Genomic DNA, 17,503 nt, shown 5'->3' with positions numbered 1-17,503 from the left:
AGACCCCGGGCCGGGCGGGCCCTGTGCCCGCCCGGTTCCGTCCGATGGCTACGGGCTACGGGATGTGCTCCGCCTGCATCTCCGTGCGGTAGCGGTCCTTGTAGTCGTTCACATAGCCGGTCAGCTCGTCGTTGCTGAGGTCGGCGACGCCGTACGCCTCCCGCAGCCGCTGCCCGAACTGGTACGCGGAGGGGAAGCGCCCGTTGTCGGCGAGGTACTGGCGGTAGGTCGCGTAGAACACCTCGTCGCGCGGGACATCGTCCGGCATGGTCGCCGTGGCGACGGGCGCCCCCGGCTGCTCGTACTCGGCGTACGCCTGCTCCTGGCCGCGCTGCTCCGGGACGTACGCGCCCTGGGCGTTCCCCGGGCCCTGGCCGCCGAGCTGGCGAACCCGGTTGGGCCCGACCGGCACGGTGACCTGCGGCTGCTCCGGACCGCCCGGCTGCATCTGCCGCGCCTGCTGATCGGGCTGCACCGGGTGCTCGGCCTGCGCCGGATGGGCGGCGGGGTCGAACGGGACGGCGCCCCGGCCGTCGTGGTCCGCTCCCGCCGGCTGCTGGTACACCGGCAGCGGCAGCGAGAGGGGCAGCTCCTGCGGCTGCTGTGGCTGCGGCTGCTGCCCGGGAACGGCGGCGAAGCCGGTGCCGTTGGCCGGGCCGTAGACGCCCTGCTGCATCCCCGGGTACGCCGCGCCCGGCGCCTGCCAGGCCCCGCCTCCCACGGCGCCCGGCGTGCCCGTGCCCGGCGTGCCCGAGCCCGATGTGCCCGAGGGCAGCGCGGACGGGGAGAAGGCGCCCGGTTCCAGCCCGGCCGCCTCAAGGCCCGCCGGGGCGGTGTCGGACAGCGGCACCCCGTAGCGCGCCAGCCGCAGCGGCATCAGCGCCTCCACCGGGGCCTTGCGGCGCCACTGCCGTCCGTAGCGGGCCTGCAGCCGGGTCTGGTAGACCAGCCGGTCCTGTTCCAGCTGGATGACCTCGTCGTAGCTGCGCAGCTCCCACAGCTTCATCCGGCGCCACAGCCGGAAGGTCGGTATCGGCGCCAGCAGCCAGCGGATGATGCGGACCGACTCCATGTGCCGGTCGGCGGTGATGTCGGCGATGCGGCCGATCGCGTGCCGGGCGGCCTCGACGGAGACCACGAAGAGCACCGGGATGACGCCGTGCATACCGACGCCGATCGGGTCCGGCCAGGCGGCGGCGCCGTTGAAGGCGATGGTGGCCGCGGTCAGCATCCACGCGGTCTGGCGCAGCAGCGGGAAGGGGATGCGGATCCAGGTCAGCAGCAGATCGAGCGCCAGCAGGACGCAGATCCCGGCGTCGATCCCGATGGGGAAGACGTTGGCGAAGGCGCCGAAGCCCTTCTTCTCGGCGAGGTCGCGGACCGCGGAGTAGGACCCCGCGAAGCCGATCGCGGCGATCACCACCGCTCCGGCGACGACCACGCCGATCAGTATTCGATGCGTTCTTGTCAGTTGCATCGCGGCCACCCGCGATCCCTCCCCGTCCTTGGCGATAAGCCTTGGCATGCAGCGCGCCCAGGGTCGCATACACGTCAACCGCCACGGACGGGAAGGGGGTGGCGGAGGCGGCTAGGCGCCGCTCTTGGAGTCCTTCGAGTCCTCCGAGGCCTTGGGCTTCTCGGCGGACTTGGAACCGCCGGAACCCGGCGATTCCTTGCCGCCACCGGCGCCGCCGGTGCCCTTCGCGACGGATTCGACGACCTCCTTGGCGGCGGACTTGGCGTCCTCCATCAGCTTGGCGGCGTCCGGCGTCTTCTCGGTCTCGTAGCCCGCGCCGTCGTACTCGATGGTCACCACGACGTTCGCGGTCCGGGCGACGACCGTCTGGTTCCGGAAGTCGTCGCCGTCGCGCTTCTCCTCGGTACGGACGGTGGTCGCCGCGTCACCGATGGCCGTCTGCTCGGTCTTGGGGTTCTTCAGCCCCTTCCCGGAGGAGGCCTTGTCGGCCTGCTGGGTGGCGTACTCCTGGGCGCGCTTGTCGCCGGTGCCGAGCCCCGCGTCGGAGTGGAAGAGCTTCAGGGAGAGGGACAGCGAGCGGTACTTGAAGCCGTCGAGGCCGTTCCACAGGCAGGTGGCGGAGGTGTTGGTGTCACCCGAGGGGAGGGCCTTGCCCTTCTTGCTCTTCGCCTTGGGGACCAGCTTGTCGATGGTGTCGCCCGACAGGGACGCGCACACATCGGGAAGCTTGCTGAACTTTGCCGCCGCGACGGACGGCGAGGCACTGGGTGAGGAGGGTCTCGACGAGCCCTCCGCGTCCTTTTTGTCATCGGAGCCGGAGGAGCAGCCGGCGACGAGCATGACCGGTACGGTCGCGCAGGCGAGTATTCGGGCGAGTCGCGGGGCTGAACGGTGCATGGTTCCTTCGCTCAATCTCTGTCGATGGGCGGTGGTACCGCCCGCGTCATTACCGGCACGGTACGCGGCCGATCCCGGGCCGCCCAATCTCCGAGGTCTTCCGCCCGGGGGTGGCCCGGCTCGCTATTCGGTGAGACGCCCGGTCAGCTCCTGGGCCAAGTCTTCGGCGCTCCCCTGGAGTTCTTCGCTTTCGGGAATGTCCTTTTTGTTGGTCGACCACTCGTCGTACTCAATGGTGGCGATCACATTCGAGGACCGGAAGACGACCGTGATGTCGCGGTGGATTCCGGAGTCCTTGGTGATCAGCTGGTCATTGAGGAACGCGTCGTCGGCGAGGTCGTCGAGGCGGCGCGGGGCGGTGGCGTCCGGGTTCTCCGGCGTGCTCCCGTCGCTTGCGGTGCCCTCATCGTCGCCCGCGCTCGGACTGCCCGTGCTGCCCTTTTCGCTGGTGTTGCCCTTCTCACTCCCGGTGGAGCTGCCCGCGTCGCCCGATCCGCGGGAGGCGCCGGATCCGCTGGACGCGCTCGCCCCCGAGCCGGGGGGCGAGGAGGCGGACGTGTCGCCGCCCGGCTCGTCCTCGTTCTCGTCCTCGTCCGAGGCGCCGGCGGAGGGCGAGGTCGGGGCGGGGGTGTCCGGGATGTCGGCCGCGGCCGCCTTCTTCTCGTACAGCTCCAGCGCCCGGTCGTCATCGCTCACGGACGGGTCGTACGAGACGACGCGCTCGAAGTCCAGCGTCAGATAGCGGGTGCCGCTCGGCGTCGCGACCTTCCAGCGGCAGCCGTCGCGCCGGTCTATGTCGTACGTCACGGTCGCCTGGCCGTCGTACGACTTGTCGGCCTCGGTGCCGCCGGGCAGCAGCCGGTGCAGCGTCTTGGCGCTCACGGCGCCGCACGCCTCGGGGAGGGTGTCGTAGCGGCCCGGCTCGGCCGAGACGCCCGTACCGGAGTCGTCGGAGGCGCTGTCGTCCGCTCCGGGCTGGGAGTCGGAGCTGGTGCATCCGCTGAGCCCCGCGGTGGCGAGCACGGCGATGAGCAGGGCGGCGGCCCGGGCGGCGCGCCGTCCACGAGCCGTTCGCTGCGCTGGCTGCACTATCCGTGTCCCTTCGAGCGAAAACTGCTTGCCGCCCGTAGGCGATGGCTGCAGACAATGTGTACCGCACGGGCCGCCACGTCTGCCGGTCGGCTGTCGTGAATGGGCCTTGGGTCCGGTTTTTGCGTTGTCCAACTTTCGCGGGGGAATGAGTAAAACATGTCGTATGTCGAGGTGCCCGGGGCGAAGGTCCCGATCCGGATGTGGGCGGACCCCGCGACGGTCGAGGGCGTGGCCATGCAGCAGCTGCGGAACGTGGCCACGCTGCCGTGGATCAAGGGCCTGGCCGTGATGCCGGACGTGCACTACGGAAAGGGCGCCACCGTCGGTTCGGTGATCGCGATGCACGGGGCCGTGTGCCCGGCGGCGGTCGGCGTGGACATCGGCTGCGGGATGTCGGCGGTCAAGTCGTCGCTCACCGCGGACGACCTGCCGGGCGATCTGTCACGGCTGCGGTCCAAGATCGAGCAGGCGATTCCGGTGGGCCGGGGGATGCACGACGACCCGGTCGACCCGGGGCGGCTGCACGGGTTCCAGACCGCGGGATGGGACGACTTCTGGGGGCGGTTCGGGGGAGTGGCCGAGGCGGTCAAGTTTCGCCAGGAGCGGGCCACGAAGCAGATGGGGTCGCTCGGATCGGGTAACCACTTCATCGAATTCTGTCTCGACGACGAGGGTTCGGTGTGGCTGATGCTGCACTCCGGCTCGCGGAACATCGGCAAGGAACTGGCCGAATACCACATCGGTCAGGCCCGCGGACTGCCGCACAACCAGGATCTGATCGACCGCGACCTGGCCGTCTTCATCGCGGACACCCCGCAGATGGCCGCCTACCGGCACGATCTGTTCTGGGCGCAGGAGTACGCCAAGTACAACCGCGCGATCATGATGTCGCTCTTCCAGGACGTCGTGCGCAAGGAGTTCGCGAAGGCCCGGCCGGTATTCGAGCCGGTCATCTCGTGCCACCACAACTACGTGGCCGAGGAGCGGTACGAGGACATGGACCTGCTGGTGACCCGCAAGGGCGCCATCCGCGCGGGCCGCGGGGACTACGGGATCATCCCCGGTTCGATGGGCACCGGTTCGTACATCGTCCGGGGCCTGGGGAACGAGTCGTCCTTCAACTCGGCCTCGCACGGAGCCGGGCGGAAGATGAGCCGGAACCAGGCGAAGAAGCGTTTCTCGACGCAGGACCTGGAGGCGCAGACGCGGGGCGTGGAGTGCCGTAAGGACTCCGGCGTCGTGGACGAGATCCCGGGTGCGTACAAGCCGATCGAGAAGGTCATCGAGCAGCAGCGGGACCTCGTCGAGGTGGTGGCCCGGCTCAAGCAGGTCGTGTGTGTGAAGGGGTGAACGCGCGGGGCCGTTGGTGATCGGTCCCGGATCAGGGCGTGTCCGGTGAGTCCTCGGGCGGGGCTTCACCGGGCACGCCCTGTTGTCGTCAGGGCACCGGTGAAACGGTGTGCCGCCGCCCGGCCAAGTACGGGTGAAGGGATCACCGACCACCTTGGAGGAACAGGTGCCCTTAATACCCGACCGGGCCGCGGGGCCCGGACGACGCGCGAGCCGGGCCGCGCCGCCACGGCCGGACGCCGCCGGATTCGCGGCCTTCTACGAGGAGAACTTCGACTCCGTCCTCGGCTTCGTCTCCCGGCGCACGAGCTGCCCACAGCTGGCAGCGGACCTCACCGCCGACACGTTCGTCGCCGCGCTCGAAGCCGCCGGGAGTTACGACCCGAAGCGCGGGGCGCCCGCCGCCTGGCTGTACGGCATCGCCCGCAACGTCCTGTCCTCCCACCACCGCGGCAGCGCCCGCGAACAGCGCGCGGTGGCCCGGCTGAACGGGCACCGGCTGCTGGACGAGGAGGACATCGCCGCGCTGGAGGAGCGGATCGACGCGGAACGGGCGGCGCGCGAGCTGGCTGAGGGGCACAGGGCGCTGAGCGAACCGCTGCGCGAGGTCCTCGATCTCGTGGCCGTCGACGGCCTCACCCCGCGCGAGGCCGCCCAGGTCCTCGGGCTGGGCCAGACGACGGTCCGGGTCCGCCTGCACCGCGCGAAGCGCGCCCTGCGCGCCGCACGTCCGTCCACCACCTCACACGCGGAACGCACCTTGGAGGTCGTCTCATGACCAGGTCCACCGGCTCGTCCACCGGCTCGCCCACCGGATTCAAACGCCGACTGGCGGCGGAGCTGTCGGCCATGGCCACCGCCCCGGCTCCGGCGCCCCGGGCCCCGGCCCGCCGTCCGCGCGTCTCGTTCGCCCTCGGCGCGGTCGCGGCGGCCGCCGTCGGCGCGGCGGTGGTCGTGCCGACGCTGAGCGGCTCGGGCAGCTCGCCCGCGTACGCCGTGACCCGGCAGGACGACGGCTCGCTGATCCTGACCCTGAGCCGTCCCGAGGGCGTGCCGGGGCTCCAGAAGCAGCTCAACAAGATGGGCGTGCGGGCGGCCGTCCTGGAGGCGGACGAGAGCTGCGCCACCGGCGTTCCGCCCGCCGCGCCCGACTCCAAGGACCGCGAAGCGATCGTGTACGAGGTCCACGGCGACCCCGGGAAGGCCCGCATCCACCCGGAGCGGATCCGGGACGGTGAGACGCTGCTCATCGCGGCGACCTTCCGCGACGACGACTCGATGCGCGCGGTGTCGTCCCGGTTGGTGCTGAAGGTTCCGGCGTGCACCCCCGGGCGGATCTTCCACCTGTCGCCCCTTCACCTGTAGGGCCGTCGGCGCACCGCCCCCGCGGCCTCAGCGCTCCCGGTGGACCTTGTGCTGGGCGGCCTGGGCGCGGGGGCGGATCACCATCAGGTCGACGTTGACGTGGGAGGGCCGGGTGACCGTCCAGGCGACGGTGTCGGCGACGTCGTCGGCGGTCAGCGGCTCGGCGACGCCGTCGTAGACGGCGGCGGCCTGGCCCTCGTCGCCGCGGAACCGGTTCACCGCGAACTCGTCCGTCATGACCATGCCCGGCGCGATCTCGATCACCCGCACCGGCTCGCCGCACAGCTCCAGCCGCAGCGTGCCCGCGATCGCGTGCGCGCCGTGCTTGGCGGCCACGTAGCCACCGCCGCCCTCGTACTGGATGTGGCCCGCCGTGGAGGACAGCACCACGATCGTGCCGTCGCCCGAGGCGGTGAGGGCGGGCAGCAGGGCCTGCGTCACATGGAGCACGCCCATCACGTTGACCTCGTACATCGCCCGCCAGTCGGCCGGGTCGGAGGTCGCGACGGTCTCGGCGCCGATGGCCCCGCCCGCGTTGTTGACCAGCACGTCACAGCGGTCGAACTGTTCGGCGAAGGCGGTGACGGCGTCCCGGTCGGTGACGTCCAGGACGTACGGCAGGGCCTCGTACCCCGCCTCCGCCAGCTCCGTGGCCAGCGCCTCGATCCGCTCCTTGCGGCGGGCGGCGAGGACGACGCGGAACCCGGCGGCGGCGAGCCTGCGGGCGGTTGCCGCACCGATCCCACTGCTGGCACCGGTGATGACTGCGGTACGGGTGGTCATCGGCCCTCCTGCGGCGACGTGGCATGCGCGTGATCCGGTACGGAAAGCGCACCGTGATCCATACGCAGGATATGACCTTCTGATCTGCGGCCGATCGGGGGACTGAAGATCGGAAACCGCTATCCGCTCATGGCCCCGGGGAAGGGTGCACTGCGTCCGGCGCGCCGCCGGTCTCGGACGTCCCATGCCCAAGGAGTGAATTCAGGTCATGACCCATCAGAACAGAACGCTGCACCGGTCCCGTCGGTCCTTCCGTCGCTGGGGGGTTGCCTCCGCGGGCGCCCTCGCGGCGGCGGCGCTGGTGGCGGGCGCTCCGTCGGTCGCGTGGGCCGCGGGCAGCGCGGCGGGCTCCCACCCGTCGTCGGCCTCCGCATGCCTCCAGGACCAGGAGCGGCACGGCGACCGCAGCCATGGGGATGGCCATCAGCACGGCGACAACCACAAGCAGCACGAGAACGGCCATCACGAGAACGGCCACCACGCCAACGACAAGCGCGAGAACGGCCACCACGCCAACGACAAGCGCGAGAACGGCCATCACGAGAACGAGCAGTCCACCAACGGCCAGTCCGCCAACGGCCAGTCCGGCAACGGCTGGCACGGAAACGGTCAGGCTGTGAACGAGCAGGCCGCGAACGGCCAGGCTACGAACGGCCAGTCCGGCAACGGCTGGCACGGAAACGGTCAGGCTGTGAACGAGCAGGCCGCGAACGGCCAGGCTACGAACGGTCAGTCCGGCAACGGCTGGCACGGGAACGGGCAGGCCACGAACGGGCAGGCCACGAACGGGCAGGCCACGAACGGGCAGGCCACGAACGGGCAGGCTGCCAACGGCCAAGCGGCCAACGGGCAGGCCACCAACGGCCAGGCCACCGCCGAGCGCCAGAACGGCCACCAGAACGACCGTCCGCACCGCTGGCAGCGCCAGAACCACGCCCCGCAGGGCCACGGTTACCAGCAGCGCGGCATGGCCCAGCTCGGCGAGTCGGCCCAGGTGGCCCAGCCCGAGGTGGCCCAGCCCCAGGCGGCTCCGCCCCAGGCAGCTCCGCAGCCCGCCGAAGCCATGCCGCAGGCGGCTCCGCAGCCCGCCGAGGCCATGCCGCAGGGCCGTTACGGCGCCCCGGCCGCCCACGACGACCACAAGGACGACCACGCGCGCGATGACGACCACGCGCGCGATGACGACCACGCGCGCGATGACGACCACGCGCGCGATGACGACCACGCGCGCAAGGACGACCACCAGGACCCCCACGCCCCCCAGAAGCACCAGGACTCCGCCACCGACGCCGCGCAGAGCGCGGAGGGGCCGGTGACGCTCCAGCAAGCCGTGGAGATCGCCGAGTGCGAGGTCGGCGGCCAGGCCGTCAGCGCCGAGCTGGTGGACGACCGCCCCGAGGACGACCCGCAGCACAAGAACCACCACAAGGGCGACCAGCGCAAGGAGGACCCGCGTAAGGGCGACATGCGCAAGGACGGTCACCGCAAGGACGACCAGCGCAAGGACCAGCACCGGGACCCGCGCCACAACGACAATCAGCGCGCCGAGAAGCAGCGGCACGAGGACAAGCAGCGCCACGAGGACAAGCAGCGCGGCGACCACAAGCAGCAGGACCCGCACCACAAGCAGAAGGACCCGCAGCACAAGAACGGCGCCGAGCACCAGGTGTGGGCCGTGGACGTCGAGTGCGGCGACACCATCACCCGGGTGCTGATCGACCCGGACACCGGCTGCGTCCTCGGCTCAGCCAAGCAGCAGGACAACGGCGACCACGCTCACCACGGCCGCCCGCTCACCTTCTAGGCGCGTACATGATCACGACGACACCGGCCAGGCAGATCAGCGCGCCGATGACATCGAAACGGTCGGGCCGGTAGCCGTCGGCGACCATGCCCCAGGCGAGTGATCCGGCGACGAAGACGCCGCCGTACGCCGCGAGGATGCGGCCGAAGTTCGCGTCCGGCTGGAGCGTGGCCACGAAACCGTAGGCGCCGAGAGCCACGATCCCGGCGCCGATCCAGGCCCATCCCCTGTGCTCGCGCACACCCTGCCAGACCAGCCAGGCGCCTCCGATTTCCAGTAGGGCGGCCAGGACGAACAGGATGACGGAGCGTGCGATGAGCATGGGGGAAGGCTAGGGCCGGATCAGAAGGCTAGGGCCAGACCAGGCAGTACGGCTGGTGGCCCGCCTCGTGCAGCCGGTGGCTGAAGTCCTGCCACTCGTGGAGCAGTTGGTAGACCAGGAAGGCGTCGCGCGGGCCGCCGCGGTCCGGGACCGTGGACCAGATGAACGCGGCGGCGCCCACCGCCTCCTCGCCGACGCCGCGCAGCGGGTCGACGGCGGTCATCGGCAGCTTGACGACGGCGTAGTCCGGGTGCAGGACGACGAGTTCGAGCGGGGGCACCTTGTGCAGGGGCACGCCCTCGATGCCGGTGAGGACCATCGCGGCCACCGTCTCCGGCTTGATCTTGGTGAACATGCCGTGGCCCAGCTCGTCACCGCCGAGCTCCTCGGGGCGCATGGAGATGGGGACCCGGGCAGCGGTGGCCCCGTCGGGCGCGCCGAAGTACTTGTAGGTCACCCCCATGCGGCCCCCGCTCCTGCTTGCCCTGCCCGCGTCTTCTCGCCGATGGCGTCCGGGGCGGGCACGCTCGGGGCCTCGATCGTCAGTCCCTTCACCCAGTTCGCCACCGCGATGCATATCTCCACCCGACCACTCGCAGCCGCAGCCGCGCAACCCGATCATTGCGACTGATCAAACTGATCAATATGACTGAGACCTCCCCCGAGTCGGCGTTGTGAAACTCCCGACGGCAGGACTCCGTCACCCTCTGACAACATGGCTTGCGTGAGCTATCCGTACGCAGCCCCAGTTTCGCAGACGCTTTTCGATCGCGCGGCCGTCGTGACGCCCGGCGGCGTGAACTCTCCGGTCCGGGCTTTCCGTGCCGTCGGAGGTACGCCCCGCTTTATGGTGTCCGGTGACGGTCCGTACCTCACCGACGCCGATGGTCGCGAGTACGTCGACCTCGTGTGTTCGTGGGGACCGATGATCCTCGGCCATTCGCACCCCGAGGTCATCTCGGCCGTGCAGGCCGCCGTCGCACGTGGTACGTCGTTCGGCACGCCGGGCGAGGGCGAGGTCGAACTCGCCGAGGAGATCGTGGCCCGGATCGGCCCCGTCGAGCAGGTGCGCCTGGTGTCGTCCGGCACCGAGGCGACGATGTCGGCGATCCGGCTGGCCCGTGGCTTCACCGGACGCCCCAAGGTGATCAAGTTCGCGGGCTGTTACCACGGCCATGTGGACGCCCTGCTGGCCGCGGCCGGGTCCGGGGTGGCGACCTTCGGGCTGCCGGACACCCCCGGGGTGACGGGCGCGCAGGCGGGGGAGACCCTCGTGCTGCCGTACAACGACCTGGAGGCGGTGCGGGCGGCGTTCGCCGCGCACCCGGGTGAGATCGCCTGTGTGATCACCGAGGCGTCGCCGGGCAACATGGGCGTGGTGCCGCCGCTGCCGGGGTTCAACGCGGGCCTTAAGGAGCTGTGCGCGGACAACGGCGCGCTCTACATCTCCGACGAGGTCATGACCGGCTTCCGGGTCTCCAAGGCGGGCTGGTTCGGGCTCGATGGAGTCGTACCCGATCTGATGACGTTCGGAAAGGTCATGGGCGGCGGCTTCCCGGCCGCGGCCTTCGGCGGCCGCGCCGACGTCATGGCGCAGCTCGCCCCGGCCGGTCCCGTCTACCAGGCGGGCACCCTGTCCGGGAACCCGATCGCGACGGCCGCCGGTGTGGCCCAGCTGCGGCTGCTGGACGACGCGGCGTACGGACAGGTTGACGCGGCCTCCGCGCGGCTGCGGGGCCTGGTGACCGAGGCGCTGGACAAGGCGGGCGTCGCACACCGGCTGCAGGTCGCGGGCAACATGTTCTCCGTCTTCTTCACCGACGAGGACGTCACGGACTACGCCAAGGCGAAGGCGCAGCAGGCGTTCCGCTTCACCCCCTTCTTCCACTCGATGCTGTCCCAGGGCGTCTATCTGCCGCCGTCCGCCTTCGAGTCGTGGTTCGTCTCGACGACCCATGACGAGCGGGCGCTGGAGCGGGTGGCGGAGGCTCTGCCGGGGGCGGCGCGGGCCGCCGCCGAGGCGACTGAATGATGGGTGACATGACAACGAGCGAGAACGACATCACCGTCGTCCATGTGATGCGCCACGGCGAGGTGGAGAACCCGGAGGGCGTGCTGTACGGGCGCCTGCCCGGGTACCACCTGTCGGAGCTGGGCCGTCGCATGGCCGACCGGGTCGCCGAGCACCTCGCTGAGCGCGACATCACCCATGTGGTCGCCTCCCCGCTGGAGCGGGCCCAGGAGACGGCCGCGCCGATCGGCAAGGCGCACGGTCTGGACGTGGCCGTGGACGAGCGGCTGATCGAGGCGGCGAACGCCTTCCAGGGGAAGACCTTCGGGGTGGGTGACGGCGCGCTGCGCAGGCCCGCCAACTGGCGGCACCTCACCAATCCCTTCCGTCCCTCCTGGGGCGAGCCGTACATCGACCAGGTGGTGCGGATGATGGGGGCGCTGGGCGCGGCGCGCGACGCCGCCCGCGGGCATGAGGCGGTCTGCGTCAGCCATCAGCTGCCGATCTGGATCGTGCGCAGCTTCGTGGAGCGGCGGCGGCTGTGGCACGACCCGCGCAAGCGGCAGTGCACCCTGGCCAGCCTCACCTCCTTCACCTACCGCGGCGACAAGATCGTGTCGGTCGGCTACAGCGAACCGGCCCGTGATCTCGTCCCCGCCCATCTCCTCGCGGGCGCCAAGAAGGTGAAGGGGGCCTCCAAGGGGGTCGGTGCGTAATCAGCGCGCTGTAGGTGCCTCATCGCCCGGGGTAATCGTTCCCGGGGTAATGTTCCGGAACTGTAATTGGCCGCGTCCGTTCGGAACCCCGCTATTCGTCTCGCCATCTCAAAGGTCGTCCGTGACCCGGGCAACCAGTACGGCGAGTGCGAATTGAGGACGCTATGCGTGAGGTCAGCCGGAGGGGGATCCTCGGCCTTGGTATGGGGGCGGTCGCATCACTGGCCGCTGTCGGCTGTTCATCTTCGGGGTCGGATAAGGCGGCCCCGAAGAGGACGGCACAGGCAAAGCCGATCGGTGATGGTTCAACCTCCCGTGGGGTGGGCCGCCCGAAGGATCCCAAGCCGGAGCGTCTTGAGCGGGGGCAGAAGCCGCCGCAGTTCGTGGTCTTCTCCTGGGACGGTGCGGGAGAGGTCGGCAACGGTCTCTTCCCCCGTTTCCTGAAGCTCGCCGAGGATCACGGCGCCACCATGACGTTCTTCCTCTCCGGCCTTTACTGCCTGCCGGAGTCGAAGAAGTCGCTCTACAAGCCGCCGAACAACCCGGTGGGCGCCTCCGACATCGGCTACCTCACCGACGACCACATCAAGGCGACACTGAAGAACGTGCGTCGTGCCTGGTTGGAGGGGCATGAGATAGGCACCCACTTCAACGGCCACTTCTGCTCCGGCCGCGGCAGCGGCGCCAACTGGACGTCCGCCCAGTGGGAGTCGGAGATCGAGCAGGCGGTGTCGTTCGTGACGCAGTGGCGCACGAACACCGGATTCAAGGACGTCGAGCCGCTGCCCTTCGATTACCACGAGGAACTGATCGGCGGACGCACCCCGTGTCTGCTGGGACAGCAGAATCTGCTGCCGACCGCCCGTAAGCTCGGCTGGCGCTATGACGCCAGTTCGCCCGGCGGGCGGCAGGTATGGCCGTCGAAGAAGCTGGGGCTGTGGGACTATCCGCTGCAGCAAATTCCCTTCCCCGGGCATTCCTTCGAAGTGCTGTCGATGGATTACAACATCCTGGCCAATCAGTCGCAGAATTCTACGAATGCGCCGCCCGCCAACTACCCGGGCTGGCGCAAGCAGGCCACCGACGCGTACATCGCCGGTTTCCAGCGTGCGTACGAGACCAATCGCGCCCCGTTCTTCATCGGCAACCACTTCGAGAAGTGGAACGGCGGGATCTATATGGACGCCGTCGAGGAAGCGCTCAAGCACATGGCCGACGAGAAGCGGAAGGACGTGCGGCTGGTGTCCTTCAGACAGCTCACGGACTGGATGGACGCGCAGGACCCGGCGGTGCTCGCCGATCTGCAGGGGTTCGGCGTGGGCGAGGCGTGGAGCGCGAGCGGCCGCTGATCGCCTTCCCCTGGGGGTCGAGGGGGGTGGCGAAGATCGGCAAATGGGCCATGCGAAACTTTTCACATGAGTGCCTGCCGCGCCCCTCGGCGCCTCGCGACCCTCCGTCGCGCAACCGTGCTGGCCACCGGGGCCGCGGTTGCCGCGCTGTCCCTTTCCGCCTGCGGTAGTGGCGGCGCCTCGGGCGGATCGGCCGATACCAAGTTCGTGCAGGGCAAGGGCGGCATCGACACCGTGGCCAAGGGGGACCGCCAGGAGGCTCCCGAGCTGTCCGGCAAGACCCTCGAGGGCAAGCCGCTCGATGTGGCCGACTACAAGGGCAAGATCGTCGTCCTGAACGTCTGGGGATCCTGGTGCGCACCCTGCCGGGCCGAGGCCCCGAACCTCGCCAAGGTCGCCACGGACACCAAGGCCAAGGGTGTCCAGTTCATCGGGATCAACACCCGCGACAGCAACCGAGCCCCCGCGCTCAGGTTCGAGAAGTCGTTCAAGGTCGACTATCCGAGCCTGTACGACCCGATCGGCAAGCTGATGCTGCGCTTCCCCAAGGGAAGCCTCAACCCGCAGGCCATCCCGTCGACCATCGTCCTGGACCGGGATGGCAAGATCGCGGCCCGCGCGCTCACTCCGCTCAGTGAGGAAAAGATGCGCGAGATGGTCGACCCGCTCATCGCGGAGAAGTGACCTCTTGTGACTACGCTCGCCGCCACCGGTGCGAATGAGACGGTGATGACCGGGGCGCTGCTGCTCGCGCTGCCGATCGCCGTTCTCGGTGGACTGGTCTCCTTCTTCTCCCCCTGCGTGCTGCCCCTGGTGCCGGGCTACATGTCGTACGTCACCGGGATCACCGGTACGGATCTGGCGGAGGCCAGACGCGGCCGGATGGTCGCGGGCGCCTCGCTCTTCGTACTCGGCTTCACCGCCGTCTTCGTCTCCGGCGGCGCGCTGTTCGGCCACTTCGGCTGGACGCTCCAGGAGCACAAGGAGACCCTCTCCAAGATCCTCGGGGCCGTCACGATCCTGATGGGCCTGGCCTTCATGGGGCTGCTGAAGGGCTTCGGGCAGCGGGAGTTCCGCTTCCACATCACCCCCACGATGGGGCTGGCGGGCGCGCCGGTGCTGGGCGCGCTGTTCGGCGTCGGCTGGACTCCCTGCCTGGGGCCCACCCTCACCGCCGTCCAGGCGCTGGCGTTCAATGAGGGGAGCGCGGGTCGCGGCGCTCTGCTGACCGTCGCGTACTGCGTCGGGCTCGGGCTGCCGTTCGTCGCCGTCGCGGTGGCTTACCGGCGCGCGCTGGGCGCCTTCGCTTGGGTCAAACAGCACTACGTGTGGGTGATGCGGACCGGTGGCGGTCTGCTCATCGCCCTGGGGGTGCTGCTGCTCACAGGTGTCTGGGACAGCATCATGAGCGACACGCAGAGCTGGGCTCAGAGCTTCAACGTTGGGATCTGATCCATGTCCACCACCGATACCGACTCGGCGGCCGAGAAGGCGGCCGAGGCGGCCGACAAAGCGGCTGACACGGCGGCTGACGAGACGGCCGACAGCGCCGCGGGCGCCGAGGACCGCGAGCTGGGCGCCGCGGGGTCGCAGCTGTCCACCGCCCCCGCCGAGGAGATCAACGTCCCCTCGCTGGGGCCGCTCGGCTGGGCCAGGTGGTTCTGGCGGCAGCTGACCTCGATGCGGGTCGCGCTGCTGCTGCTCTTCCTGCTCTCCCTGGGCTCGATCCCGGGCTCGCTGGTGCCGCAGACCAGCATCGACCAGCTCAAGGTCCAGGACTTCAAGGACCAGCACCCGACCCTCACCCCGATCTACGAGAAGCTGCAGCTGTTCCACGTCTACAGCTCGGTGTGGTTCTCGGCGATCTACATCCTGCTGTTCATCTCGCTCATCGGCTGCATCGTGCCGCGCACCTGGCAGTTCGTGGGCCAGCTGCGTGGCCGCCCGCCGGGCGCCCCGCGCCGGCTCACCCGGTTGCCCGCCTACACCACCTGGCGCAGCGACGCCGAGCCGGAGAAGGTGCTGGAGGCGGCGCAGCGGATCATGAAGCGGAGGCGCTTCCGCAGCCAGCTCACGGGGAACGCGGTCGCCGCCGAGAAGGGCTACCTGCGCGAGGTCGGCAATCTGCTGTTCCACGCCGCGCTGATCGTGCTGCTGGTCTCCTTCGCCGCGGGCCAGCTGTGGAAGACCGAGGGCAGCAGCCTGATCACCGAGGGCGGCGGCTTCTCCAACAGCCTGACCCAGTACGACGACATCAAGACGGGGCAGCTGTTCCAGAGCGAGGACCTGGCGCCCTTCAGCTTCCAGCTGGACCGCTTCCACGCGACCTACGAGCGCAGCGGCCCCCAGACGCGCACGCCGCGCACCTTCCGCGCCGATGTCACCTACTGGGACGGGGCGGACGGGGCCGCCCGCAAGTCGTCGATCAAGGTCAACGAGCCGCTGGAGATCCAGAATTACAAGGTCTTCCTGCTGAACCACGGCTACTCGCCGGTCGTCACGGTCCGGGACGGGCAGGGCGATGTGGTGCACAAGGGGCCGGTGGTCGGGCTGCCGATCGACGGGGCCAACCTCACCGAGAGCATGGTGATCAAGCTCGGTGACTACCGTGACAAGAACGGCAAGCGTGACCAGGTCGCGTACCAGGGGCAGTTCCTGCCGACCTGGGTGCGCAGCAAGGGCATGTTCTCCCAGTTCCCGGCGCTGGACAATCCGGCGCTGGTGCTGACGGCCTACCACGGCAGCCTCGGCATCGACGGCGGTACCCCGCAGAGCGTGTACCAGCTCGACAAGTCGCGGATGAAGCAGTACCTGGAGCCCGACGGGAAGACCAAGTTCGCCCGGGCGCTCGCGCCGGGCGACACCATGAAGCTGCCGAACGGCGAGGGCACGCTCACCTTCGACGGCGTCAAGAGCTGGGCCAGCTTCCAGATCTCGCACAAGCCGGGCGACCAGACCGCCCTGCTGGGCGCAGTGGCGGCCCTGGTGGGCCTGGTGGGCTCGCTGTTCATCCAGCGCCGCCGGGTCTGGGTCCGGGCGGTACGGGGGGCCGACGGCGCGACCGTCGTCGAGATGGCCGGGCTCGGCCGCAGCGAATACGCCAAGCTCCCCGAGGAGCTGGCCGACTTGGCCGTCCGTCTCCAGACGGACGCGCCCCCCGCGGCAGAACCGGAATCCGGAGACACCGCAGAGCCTGCAGAACCCGCAGATCCCGCAGAAGGAGCGCGCGCGTGAACCTCGCGGCCGCAGCCAACGAAACCCTCGCCCACTACAGCAATGTGCTGATCTACACGGCGATGGCGGTCTACACCCTCGCCTTCCTCGCCCATATCGCCGAGTGGGTCTTCGGCAGCCGCAGCGTCGTGGGCCGCGGCGCCGCCGCGCTCACCGCCGAGACCCCGGCCGCCGGCAGCGCCTCGGTGACGGTCCAGACCGCGGAGAAGGGCGGCGGCACCGCCGTCCTGGAGCGCCCGAAGGTCATCACCCGGGCCGCCCCGGGCAGCCGCGACGTCCCGGACGGGCCGGGCGCCTCGGGCGGCACCGAGCAGGGCGATGTCTACGGCCGGATCGCGGTGGGCCTCACCGTGCTGGCGTTCCTCACTCATGCCGGTGGTGTCCTCACCCGCGCGCTGTCCGTGCAGCGGGCGCCGTGGGGCAACATGTACGAGTTCTCCACGACCTTCGGCATGGTCGCGGTCGCCACATACCTCGTGCTGCTCGCGCTGAAGAAGAACGTCCGCTGGATCGGTCTGCCCCTGGTCACCACGATCCTCCTCGACCTCGGACTCGCTGTCTCTGTCTTGTACACCGACAGCGACCAGTTGGTTCCCGCCCTGCACTCGTACTGGCTGTGGATCCACGTCAGCTGCGCGATCATCTCCGGGGCCGCGCTGTACATGGGGGCCGTCTCCACGCTGCTCTACCTCTTCCGCGACCGCTACGAGGCGCAGCTGGAGAACCCGGAGGGCAAGCAGTACCGCCAGGGCGTCAAGTCGGTGCTGGCGCGGGTGCCGTCGGCGGCGTCGCTGGACAAGTTCGCGTACCGCATCAACGCCACGGTCTTCCCGCTGTGGACCTTCACGATCATCGCGGGCGCGATCTGGGCCGAGGCGGCCTGGGGCCGCTACTGGGGCTGGGACCCCAAGGAGGTCTGGACCTTCATCACCTGGGTCGCCTACGCCTGCTACCTGCACGCCCGGGCCACCGCCGGGTGGAAGGGCCGCAAGGCCGCGTACCTCGCGCTGATCGCCTTCGGCTGCTACCTGTTCAACTACTACGGCGTGAACATCTTCATCACCGGCAAGCACTCCTACGCCGGAGTCTGACCCGCCGGTTCA

The 17,503-nt window shown here is 69.9% G+C and carries 17 protein-coding genes; 11 read left to right on the top strand and 6 right to left on the bottom strand.

The window, feature by feature from the left end; all coding sequences use genetic code 11:
* Window positions 1–55: 55 nt before the first annotated feature.
* The 3 genes from ACZ6CL_RS23525 to ACZ6CL_RS23515 all read right to left on the bottom strand — a co-directional run bounded on the left by ACZ6CL_RS23525 (window position 56) and on the right by ACZ6CL_RS23515 (window position 3,463).
* Window positions 56–1,477 (bottom strand): DUF2637 domain-containing protein, encoded by a 1,422-nt coding sequence (locus tag ACZ6CL_RS23525; protein WP_468938334.1) that lies wholly within the window; start codon window positions 1,475–1,477, stop codon window positions 56–58.
* 111 nt (window positions 1,478–1,588) lie between these two features.
* Complete coding sequence (locus ACZ6CL_RS23520; protein ID WP_468938331.1) at window positions 1,589–2,374, bottom strand: hypothetical protein; 786 nt, start codon at window positions 2,372–2,374, stop codon at window positions 1,589–1,591.
* 123 nt (window positions 2,375–2,497) lie between these two features.
* Window positions 2,498–3,463 carry a DUF3558 domain-containing protein gene (locus tag ACZ6CL_RS23515; RefSeq protein WP_468938330.1) on the bottom strand — a complete coding sequence of 322 codons (966 nt, stop codon included), beginning with the start codon at window positions 3,461–3,463 and terminating at the stop codon, window positions 2,498–2,500.
* Between the two features lie 159 nt (window positions 3,464–3,622).
* Here ACZ6CL_RS23515 and ACZ6CL_RS23510 point away from each other — a divergent pair, with 159 nt between their 5' ends.
* The 3 genes from ACZ6CL_RS23510 to ACZ6CL_RS23500 all read left to right on the top strand — a co-directional run bounded on the left by ACZ6CL_RS23510 (window position 3,623) and on the right by ACZ6CL_RS23500 (window position 6,181).
* On the top strand, window positions 3,623–4,816 hold the full coding sequence (locus ACZ6CL_RS23510; RefSeq protein WP_468938328.1) for an RtcB family protein: 1,194 nt from the start codon (window positions 3,623–3,625) through the stop codon (window positions 4,814–4,816).
* Between the two features lie 166 nt (window positions 4,817–4,982).
* Window positions 4,983–5,594, top strand: coding sequence for an RNA polymerase sigma factor (locus ACZ6CL_RS23505; RefSeq protein WP_468938326.1), 612 nt, complete (start codon window positions 4,983–4,985; stop codon window positions 5,592–5,594).
* Complete coding sequence (locus ACZ6CL_RS23500; RefSeq protein WP_468938324.1) at window positions 5,591–6,181, top strand: hypothetical protein; 591 nt, start codon at window positions 5,591–5,593, stop codon at window positions 6,179–6,181. Before ACZ6CL_RS23505 ends, ACZ6CL_RS23500 begins: the two co-directional genes overlap by 4 nt.
* 27 nt (window positions 6,182–6,208) lie before the next feature.
* On the opposite strand, the gene ACZ6CL_RS23495 is transcribed toward ACZ6CL_RS23500, so the two are convergent.
* Complete coding sequence (locus ACZ6CL_RS23495; protein ID WP_468938321.1) at window positions 6,209–6,964, bottom strand: SDR family oxidoreductase; 756 nt, start codon at window positions 6,962–6,964, stop codon at window positions 6,209–6,211.
* A 208-nt stretch (window positions 6,965–7,172) separates the two neighbouring features.
* On the opposite strand from ACZ6CL_RS23495, the gene ACZ6CL_RS23490 reads away from it, so the two are divergent.
* Window positions 7,173–8,768 (top strand): hypothetical protein, encoded by a 1,596-nt coding sequence (locus tag ACZ6CL_RS23490; protein WP_468938319.1) that lies wholly within the window; start codon window positions 7,173–7,175, stop codon window positions 8,766–8,768.
* On the opposite strand, the gene ACZ6CL_RS23485 is transcribed toward ACZ6CL_RS23490, so the two are convergent.
* Together ACZ6CL_RS23485 and ACZ6CL_RS23480 are read right to left on the bottom strand one after the other, a co-directional pair.
* The gene (locus tag ACZ6CL_RS23485) at window positions 8,758–9,090 is read right to left on the bottom strand and encodes a YnfA family protein (RefSeq protein WP_468938316.1); all 333 of its coding nucleotides are present in this window, start codon (window positions 9,088–9,090) and stop codon (window positions 8,758–8,760) included. The genes ACZ6CL_RS23490 and ACZ6CL_RS23485 overlap by 11 nt on opposite strands.
* Window positions 9,091–9,118: 28 nt before the next feature.
* Complete coding sequence (locus tag ACZ6CL_RS23480) at window positions 9,119–9,667, bottom strand: hypothetical protein (protein ID WP_078510346.1); 549 nt, start codon at window positions 9,665–9,667, stop codon at window positions 9,119–9,121.
* 138 nt (window positions 9,668–9,805) lie between these two features.
* Here ACZ6CL_RS23480 and hemL point away from each other — a divergent pair, with 138 nt between their 5' ends.
* From hemL to ccsB, 7 genes are all read left to right on the top strand, one after another.
* Entirely contained in the window at window positions 9,806–11,122 is a 1,317-nt protein-coding gene (gene hemL, locus ACZ6CL_RS23475; RefSeq protein ID WP_468938313.1) for a glutamate-1-semialdehyde 2,1-aminomutase, read from the top strand.
* Between the two features lie 8 nt (window positions 11,123–11,130).
* Window positions 11,131–11,817, top strand: coding sequence for a histidine phosphatase family protein (locus ACZ6CL_RS23470; protein WP_468938311.1), 687 nt, complete (start codon window positions 11,131–11,133; stop codon window positions 11,815–11,817).
* 164 nt (window positions 11,818–11,981) lie between these two features.
* Complete coding sequence (locus tag ACZ6CL_RS23465) at window positions 11,982–13,166, top strand: polysaccharide deacetylase family protein (RefSeq protein ID WP_468938309.1); 1,185 nt, start codon at window positions 11,982–11,984, stop codon at window positions 13,164–13,166.
* Between the two features lie 66 nt (window positions 13,167–13,232).
* Window positions 13,233–13,850, top strand: a complete 618-nt coding sequence (locus tag ACZ6CL_RS23460; RefSeq protein ID WP_468938306.1) for a TlpA family protein disulfide reductase — start codon at window positions 13,233–13,235, stop codon at window positions 13,848–13,850.
* 6 nt (window positions 13,851–13,856) lie between these two features.
* Window positions 13,857–14,618 (top strand): cytochrome c biogenesis CcdA family protein, encoded by a 762-nt coding sequence (locus ACZ6CL_RS23455; RefSeq protein ID WP_385440780.1) that lies wholly within the window; start codon window positions 13,857–13,859, stop codon window positions 14,616–14,618.
* 3 nt (window positions 14,619–14,621) lie between these two features.
* Complete coding sequence (resB, locus tag ACZ6CL_RS23450; RefSeq protein ID WP_468938304.1) at window positions 14,622–16,400, top strand: cytochrome c biogenesis protein ResB; 1,779 nt, start codon at window positions 14,622–14,624, stop codon at window positions 16,398–16,400.
* Window positions 16,397–17,491, top strand: coding sequence for a c-type cytochrome biogenesis protein CcsB (gene ccsB / locus ACZ6CL_RS23445; protein ID WP_468938301.1), 1,095 nt, complete (start codon window positions 16,397–16,399; stop codon window positions 17,489–17,491). The genes resB and ccsB overlap by 4 nt, the downstream gene beginning before the upstream one ends.
* Window positions 17,492–17,503: the final 12 nt, after the last annotated feature.

It is taken from the genome of Streptomyces sp. NPDC041200, from assembly GCF_055591805.1.
Note: the sequence above shows the minus strand (reverse complement) of the source record. Positions and strands in the feature narration are given on the sequence as shown.

Coding starts and splice junctions, on each gene's coding strand:
- ACZ6CL_RS23525 (WP_468938334.1), bottom strand. CDS start 1,477: ATGCAACTGACAAGAACGCATCGAATACTGATCGGCGTGGTCGTCGCC.
- ACZ6CL_RS23520 (WP_468938331.1), bottom strand. CDS start 2,374: ATGCACCGTTCAGCCCCGCGACTCGCCCGAATACTCGCCTGCGCGACC.
- ACZ6CL_RS23510 (WP_468938328.1), top strand. CDS start 3,623: ATGTCGTATGTCGAGGTGCCCGGGGCGAAGGTCCCGATCCGGATGTGG.
- ACZ6CL_RS23500 (WP_468938324.1), top strand. CDS start 5,591: ATGACCAGGTCCACCGGCTCGTCCACCGGCTCGCCCACCGGATTCAAA.
- ACZ6CL_RS23495 (WP_468938321.1), bottom strand. CDS start 6,964: ATGACCACCCGTACCGCAGTCATCACCGGTGCCAGCAGTGGGATCGGT.
- ACZ6CL_RS23490 (WP_468938319.1), top strand. CDS start 7,173: ATGACCCATCAGAACAGAACGCTGCACCGGTCCCGTCGGTCCTTCCGT.
- ACZ6CL_RS23485 (WP_468938316.1), bottom strand. CDS start 9,090: ATGCTCATCGCACGCTCCGTCATCCTGTTCGTCCTGGCCGCCCTACTG.
- ACZ6CL_RS23480 (WP_078510346.1), bottom strand. CDS start 9,667: ATGCATCGCGGTGGCGAACTGGGTGAAGGGACTGACGATCGAGGCCCC.
- hemL (WP_468938313.1), top strand. CDS start 9,806: ATGGCTTGCGTGAGCTATCCGTACGCAGCCCCAGTTTCGCAGACGCTT.
- ACZ6CL_RS23470 (WP_468938311.1), top strand. CDS start 11,131: ATGACAACGAGCGAGAACGACATCACCGTCGTCCATGTGATGCGCCAC.
- ACZ6CL_RS23465 (WP_468938309.1), top strand. CDS start 11,982: ATGCGTGAGGTCAGCCGGAGGGGGATCCTCGGCCTTGGTATGGGGGCG.
- ACZ6CL_RS23460 (WP_468938306.1), top strand. CDS start 13,233: ATGAGTGCCTGCCGCGCCCCTCGGCGCCTCGCGACCCTCCGTCGCGCA.
- resB (WP_468938304.1), top strand. CDS start 14,622: ATGTCCACCACCGATACCGACTCGGCGGCCGAGAAGGCGGCCGAGGCG.